The sequence below is a fragment of the Corallococcus interemptor genome (assembly GCF_003668875.1).
GTDB classification, from domain to species: domain Bacteria; phylum Myxococcota; class Myxococcia; order Myxococcales; family Myxococcaceae; genus Corallococcus; species Corallococcus interemptor.
Genome location: NZ_RAWM01000122.1, coordinates 21904 through 28609 on the forward strand (window position 1 = coordinate 21904; position 6706 = coordinate 28609).

The 6706-nt window shown below is 72.9% G+C and carries 5 protein-coding genes; 1 reads left to right on the forward strand and 4 read right to left on the reverse strand.

The window, feature by feature from the left end; all coding sequences use genetic code 11:
* Window positions 1-152: 152 nt before the first annotated feature.
* Window positions 153-848 carry a hypothetical protein gene (locus tag D7X96_RS30970; RefSeq protein WP_147468437.1) on the forward strand — a complete coding sequence of 232 codons (696 nt, stop codon included), beginning with the start codon at window positions 153-155 and terminating at the stop codon, window positions 846-848.
* 51 nt (window positions 849-899) lie between these two features.
* Here the strand turns inward: D7X96_RS30970 and D7X96_RS30975 are convergent, their stop codons facing one another.
* The 4 genes from D7X96_RS30975 to D7X96_RS30990 form a co-directional block, all read right to left on the reverse strand.
* Window positions 900-2456, reverse strand: a complete 1557-nt coding sequence (locus D7X96_RS30975) for a DUF4388 domain-containing protein (RefSeq protein WP_120548255.1) — start codon at window positions 2454-2456, stop codon at window positions 900-902.
* An 11-nt stretch (window positions 2457-2467) separates the two neighbouring features.
* Window positions 2468-3280 (reverse strand): tetratricopeptide repeat protein, encoded by an 813-nt coding sequence (locus D7X96_RS30980; protein WP_120548297.1) that lies wholly within the window; start codon window positions 3278-3280, stop codon window positions 2468-2470.
* Window positions 3281-3310: 30 nt separating this feature from the next.
* The gene (hemW, locus tag D7X96_RS30985) at window positions 3311-4516 is read right to left on the reverse strand and encodes a radical SAM family heme chaperone HemW (RefSeq protein WP_121771388.1); all 1206 of its coding nucleotides are present in this window, start codon (window positions 4514-4516) and stop codon (window positions 3311-3313) included.
* A gap of 13 nt (window positions 4517-4529) precedes the next feature.
* Window positions 4530-6706 (reverse strand): coiled-coil domain-containing protein (locus tag D7X96_RS30990; protein ID WP_121771389.1); only part of this gene is annotated, 2177 nt, incomplete at its 5' end.

The window sequence follows — 6706 nt, forward strand, 5'->3', positions numbered from 1 at the left end:
CCGGGCATCCGCCAAGTGGCCGTGCCGTGGAGGCCGCTTCCTGGACTGGCGGACACTTCAAACGCGGAAGAACGGCGATGCTTGACGCCACGGGGGCCGCGTGATTCGGAGGGGGCGAGGCGTGGACGACGGCTTCCCGTGGGAGGTAGCGGATGAACTGGCGCAGGACTCGGCTCGTGGGATTGATGGCGACGTTGGTGCTGGCGGCATGCAGCGGCTGCAGCGACAAGGGTGACGGCGGCGACGACGACGATGACGACGGTCAGAACACCGGCGACACCAACCGCCCCGGCTTCGCTTCGAGCGACAAGCGCCCGGAGGGGGTGCCCTTCGCGCTGCCCGCGGGCCTGGAGCTGGTGGAGCCCATCCCCGGCATCGACATGTTCAAGTTGGAGGACTGCCGGGACGAGGACGAGACCGAGCCGCCCAAGGAGCATGGCAGCGGTGACCTGGTGCAGCTGTGCCTGAACTTCCGCAACAACACCGGCGCGCCCATCACCGTCGAGTTCCCGCCGGGCATCATCTTCGAGTCGGAGACCACCGACACCCAGCACGGCATCCTCTTGCAGAGGGCGTCCATCGTGGTGCCCGCGAAGCCGGTGTCCTACAAGCTGCTGTACCTCTACTGCCTGAACAACTCGCGCAGTGAGAGCAGCCCGAGTTCCCGCTACCGCAAGGGTCCCGTGACCCAGTACGCGGACTTCAAGGAACTCTTCGCGCTCCTGGAGAACAAGAAGATCCCCACGAAGCTGACGCCTGAGCTCCAGCAGGCCGTCTACCACCTGACCCGGAACGAGGGCCTGTCCGCCAGCGACCGGTCCTACATCAACTCGCTGCCGAACAAGTAGGCCGCGTCCAGGCGGCCGGGGCACGGGGGCGGAAGTCCCCTGCCCCTGCCGTCAGCGCCGCCGGGCGATGTCCTGGATGAGCTCCACGTAGCGGCGCTGCTTGGGGTTCAACTTGAAGGCCTTGCGCAGGGCATCCTCCGCGAGCGCCCACTGGCCCTCGCCCCGGGCCACGTCGCCCAGGAAGGCCCAGCCCTCCTCCAGGCCGGGCTCCTGGCGCGTCAGCTCCTGGAGTTCCTGGAGCGCCAGCCGGCCGTGCGCCTCCGGCTTCATGAGGTAGCGCGCCCAGGCGCGGTGGGCCTGGTACAGCGGCCGGGGGTCGATGTCGCAGGCGTATTCGAAGTACTCGAAGGCGCCCGCGAAGTTGCGCGCCTCCAGGCGCCGCTTGGCCTCGTCGAACTGGGTGGTGGCGTCCAGCAGGTCCGTGCGGATGCGGAACTGCTCCGCGGTGGAGGGGCGGCCGGTGCTGTTGCGCGCCTTCTCCCGCTGCGCCTGCCGGCGCTTCTTCCACAGCGCGTTCTGCTCCGGCTCCGACAGCGCGCCGTAGGCCCGCGCGTACGCGGCCAGCATCCCTTCCGCCTTCTCCTTCAGGTCCGCCGTCTGGAAGCGCAGCGGGGAGAAGCGGTCCGCGGCGGCGAGGAACGCCTTGCGCAGCGCCACCGGCTGCACGTCCTCCGGCACGTCCAGGAGCGCGAACGGATCCTGCCCGCGGTGGTTGAGGAACGCGCCCACCAGCGCGTTGCGCGCGGCCTCGTCCTCGTCCGAGAAGGGCGTGCCCGACGGGGCCTGCGAGGGCACGGGCACCGGCGTGATGACGGGCTCCGGCGCGGGTGCTGGGACAGGAGCGGCGGGGGCCTTGCGGGCCAGCTCCTCCGCGCGCGCGTCCACGTCCTCCACGAAGCCCGCCACGCCCAGGAGGCACAGCGCGTAGAGCCGGCGCAGCACGGCGTCCATGTCGAAGCCGGTGCGCTCCAGGAGTTCGTTGAAGGTGGGCCGCTGGCGCAGGGCCTGGAACAGGCGCGCGTCCTTGGAGGACAGCTTGGGGGCGGACTCCACGCCGGGCATCTGCCCGAAGCGGCGGTCGTCGGTGAAGGTGAAGTGCGTGGCGACGGTGTCGAAGGGCAGCTGGGTGGAGACGCCGGTGAGGATGAGCTGCGCGGTGTTGGCGCGCACGCTGGCGTCCGGGTTCTCCACGTCCGCGATGAGGCGGTACTTCGCCTCCGTCCAGCGGAAGCAGTCCAGCAGCTTGTGCGCCAGGTTCGCCTGGAGCTGCTTGTACAGGTCAAAGGGGCTGATGAGCCCCTTCTGCACGAGCAGGCCGCCCAGCTGCATGCCCGAGGACACGCTCTCCGCCAGGGACTTCTGGTAGTCCGCCTCCGACAGGCGGCCCTTCTCCACCAGGTACTTGCCCAGCGTCTCGTGCAGCAGGTTGGAGTGGCACGCCACCGGCGCGCCGTCCTCGAAGGTGATGCGCTTCTCGCGCTGGCGCACCTTGAGCTCCAGCGTGCAGGTGCGCTCCTCCATCATCAGCGCGTGCAGGATGAGCGGGAAGGGCGTGTCCGCCAGCAGCCCCTCGCGCTGGCGCAACACCTGGGACGGCGGGGGGAACATGCGCGGAAAGACTACTCCTCCGCGTCGTCGCCGCCCATGTCGTCCGTGGCGTAGGGCTCGTCGTAGTAGCCGCCGTAGGTGTCGTGCGCCGGCAGGTAGCGGGTCAGGTACGCCCCCACGCCCATCAGCACCAGGGCCACGGCGGCGTACGTCAGCGGGCGGGACGGGCGGGCGCGGTACGCCCACCAGCGGTCGCGGCGCTTCTGGAAGCGCGGGGCGACGGCGTACTCGCGCCAGGCGGCGTCGCGCGTCTCCTTCGCCTCCACGTCCAGCCCCTCCTTGTCCAGCGCGCGCGACAGGAGCACGCGCCCCTCCACGGAGCCCTGACGCACCTGGAGGAAGCGCTCCAGGGCCTCGCGCGCGCCCTTGTAGTCACCGCGCTGGAGGCGGAAGCGGCCGCGCTCCAGGTCGATGGCGCCCTGGCGGTAGTCGGCGTCCAGGCGCTCGGCCTCCGTGAGGAGCAGCTCGCCCCGGGGCGCGTCGCCGGCGCCCAGGTAGGCCACGCCCAGGAGGTAGAGGGTGTCCACGTCGTCGTCGCCCGCGTCCAGGTTGGGGCGCAGCAGGTCCACCGCCTCCTGGTAGCGCTTCTGGCCCACGCGGATGTCGGCCAGCTCCGCGCGGGCGCGGCGGTCGTGGGTGTTGGTGAGGATGGTGCCCGCGAGCTCACCCGCGCGCTGCCAGCGCTTGAAGGCGCGCATGGGGCTGGGGAACACCTGGAGCGTGAAGCGGTCCGCGGCGAACAGCAGCACGGCCAGGATGGCGAGGGACAGCAGCGGGCTGCCCGTCAGCATCGTGAGGCCCATCCACATGAACCACTTGGTCAGCACGGTCGAATCGTCCTTCCCCGAAGTCGCCTACAGCAGCCGCGCGCAGATGGCGCTGTGCACGTCCGCCCCCCGCTCCGTCAGGGCCAGCCGGCGGCCGTGACGGATGGCGAAGCCGTGGGCCACCAGCCGCTCCACCTCCGCGCGCCGGGGCTCCACCGGCTGGCCGTATCGCTCACAGACGGCCTCCCAGTCCACCCCCGACACCAGGCGCAGGCCCATGCTCAGCCGCTCGGCGAAGAGCTCCTCGGGCCCCAGGTCCTCGCGGCTCGACTCCGGCAGCTTCCCCTCCTCCACCGTGCGCAGGTACGCCTCCGGGCCGCGGAGGTTCACGTAGCGGTGGGGCGACGGGGACAGCAGCATGCCGGTGGCGCCCACGCCCAGCGCCAGGTACTCGCCGCCGGTCCAGTAGAGCGCGTTGTGCCGGGAGCCGAGGCCTTCGCGCGCGTGGTTGGAGATTTCGTAGCGGGTGAGGCCGTGCGCGCCGTAGACGTCGCGCACCACCCGGGCCATGGCCACCACGTCGTCGTCCTCTGGCAGGGAGAGTTCGCCGCGCTCCAGCTGCTTGGACAGCGGCGTGGACTCGGCCAGCACCTCGCGCTCCACCGTCAGCGCGTAGGTGGACAGGTGCTCGGGATCCAGGGCCACCGCGCGGCGCGCGTCCGCCTCCACCTGCGCCACCGTCTGGCCATGCACGCCGTAGATGAAGTCCATGGCCACCACGGGGAAGCCCGCCTGGCGCGCCGCCGCCACCGCGCCCTCCACCATGGCGGCATCGTGCGCGCGGCCCAGCGCCTTGAGCGTCTGCGGCTGGAAGGACTGCACGCCCAGGGACAGCCGGTTGATGCCCGCGGCCCGGTAGCCGGCGAAGCGCTCCGCGTCCGCGCGCTCCGGGTTGCCCTCCAGGGAAATCTCCAGGCCGGGGGCGAGCGACATGCGCGCGGCGATGCCCTCCAGCACGCGCGCCACGTAGCGGGGGTGCCACAGCGACGGGGTACCGCCGCCCAGGAAGATGGACTCCAGCGGCTTTACGCGCAGCGACGGGTCCGCGGCGAGGCGCGCGTCCAGCTCCGTCAGCACCGCGTTGGCGTAGCGCTCCTCCGGCACCTGGCGCGCGACCGCCACCGCGAAGTCGCAGTAGGGGCACTTGGCCAGGCAGTACGGGAAGTGCAGGTACAGCCCGAACCGGGCCGCCTGCATGCCCGTGAGCTCATCCGTGGGCGCGGCGAAGGACATGGAGGTCCAACCTCTACTTCAGGGCCTTCAATTGCGCTTCCAACCGCGCCACCTTCGCCTTGGTGCTGGCAGCCGATTCGAGCGCTGCCTCGGCCGCCATCAGCTTGCGCTTCATGGAGGCCACGTCCGCCTTGAGCTGGTCGCGTTCGGCGACCACGTCCGAGGGCACGGCCGCGACGCCCGGTGCCGGTGCCGCCGCGAGCTTCGCTTCGAGCGCCTGGCGGGCCGCCTGCTCCGCTTCGAGCGCGGCGCGGGCCTCCTCGAGTTGGGCCTCCAGCGCGGCCCTGGCGCCCTGCTCGGCTTCGAGCGCGGCGCTGGCTTCCGCGAGCCGTGCATCCAGTTCGCCCCGGCTCCCCTGCTCCGCCGCGAGCTTCGCGTCCAGGTCCTTCACGCGGGCGGCCTGGGCTTCGGCGATGCGGCGCTTGGACTCGGAGGCCTCCAGCGCGCCCTCCACCATCTTCACGCGCTGCTGGAGCCGGTCCACCTTGTCCGCTTCCGCGCGCGCCGCCTCCAGCTGCTCCTGGAGGGAGTTCAGCTCCTCGCGCTGGTCGTCATGGCCCGCGCTCAGCGCCTCGGCGCGGCCCTCGGCTTCGGCGGCCTGCACGCGGGCGTCCGCCATCTCCGCTTCCACCGCCTCGCGGCGGGCGCGCTCCAGCGACAGCTCCTCCTGGGCCTTGGCCACCAGGGCCAGCTGGCGCTGAAGCTCCGCCTCGCGCTGGCCCGCGGCCGTCTCCAGCATGGACACGCGCGCGGAGAAGCCCACGCGCTCCGCCTGCGTGGTGGCGAGCTTGCGCTCCACGGCGGCGAGCTGCTGCTGGTGCGCTTCGCGCTCGGACTCCGCGGCCCCGGACCGGGCGGTGAGCTCCGCCAGCTGGGCCTCCAGCGCGGCGGCCTTCGCTTCCGCCTCGTGCACCCGGCCTTCCGCCTCTTGCACCGCCTCGCCGAGCGCCGCCGCGTCCGACTCCATCCGGTCGCGCAGCGAGACCTGTTCGACCTCCGCGGCCTCCAGCACCTCGCGCAGCGAGGCCAGCTCCGACTCGGCCATGCGCGCGCGGACCTCCGCGGCCTCGACTTCCGCGCGCGCGGCTTCACGCGCCTGGGCGACCTCCGCCTCCAGCTCGCGCACGCGCGTCTGGATGCGCACGGCCTCCGCGGCGCGGGCCTCCAGGGCGCTGCGCAGCGCGGGCAGCTCCGCGGCCTCGGCCGTGCGCGCGGTGAGCGCGGCGCGCAGGCCCACCGCGTCCGCGTCCTTCAGCGCGAGCGAGCGCTCCAGCTCCGTCACCTGCGTCTGGAGCGTCTTGAGCCCGTCCTCCACCACCGCCAGCTGGCGGCGCGCGGCGTCCCGCTCGCCCTCCATCACCTTCGCGTGGGCGTGCGCCTCCTCCAGCGAGCTGCGCGACCAGTCGCTCTCGCTCTCCAGGGCCCCCATGGCGCCCCGGGCCTCCGCGAGCGCCGTCTCCAGCTGGCTGATGTTGAGCGCCTGCGCGTCGCGCTCGGCGGTCAGCCGCTCCACGTCCGCGAGCGTGGCCTGGTACTGCTCCTGGACCGCCTCCAGCGCGCCCTGCGCCTCGGACTTGCCGGACGCCAGCTCCGCCACGCGGTCCTGCGCCAGCCCCAGCGCCTCCTTCGCGCCGACCAGCTCCTCCGCCATCGCCCCGCGCGACTCGCGCTCCGCCTGGAGCTCCTCCGTCAGCCGGGGAAGCTCCGCCTCCACCTCCGCCAGCGCGCGCGTGAGGTCCTTGCGGTCCGCCTCCGACGCGGCGAGCTCCGCCTCCAGCGAGGCGACCTTCGCCTGGGCCAGCTTCAGCCGCTGCTCGTCCTGGGCCGACGGGGCCGCTACGCCCGCGCCGCCGCCCTCCTTGCGCGCCTTCTCCAGCGCGGCCTTGAGCTGCGTCACTTCGCCCTCGCGCTCGGCGTACAGCGCGCGCGCCCGGGCCAGGGTCTCCGTCTTCTGCTTCAGGATGCCCCGGAAGAACTCCAGCTTGTCCTCCGGCGAGCCGCCCATGGGCAGCCGGGGCTCCGCGGGCTCCGCGAAGGGGTCTCCCTTGCCGGGGCTGCGCGCCGCGGCCGCGGGGGACGGAGGCGTGGTCGTGGGCAACCCGCCACCGCCGATGGGCGCGGGGGTCGTGGGCACCCGGGCGGCGGGAGCGGCGGCGGGCTTGGCTGCCGGGTCTGCGGACAGGCCTGCGG

Excerpts from the sequence above, each read along its gene's own strand:
- D7X96_RS30970 (WP_147468437.1), top strand. The coding sequence starts at position 153 with ATGAACTGGCGCAGGACTCGGCTCGTGGGATTGATGGCGACGTTGGTG.
- D7X96_RS30975 (WP_120548255.1), bottom strand. The coding sequence starts at position 2,456 with ATGTTCCCCCCGCCGTCCCAGGTGTTGCGCCAGCGCGAGGGGCTGCTG.
- hemW (WP_121771388.1), bottom strand. The coding sequence starts at position 4,516 with ATGTCCTTCGCCGCGCCCACGGATGAGCTCACGGGCATGCAGGCGGCC.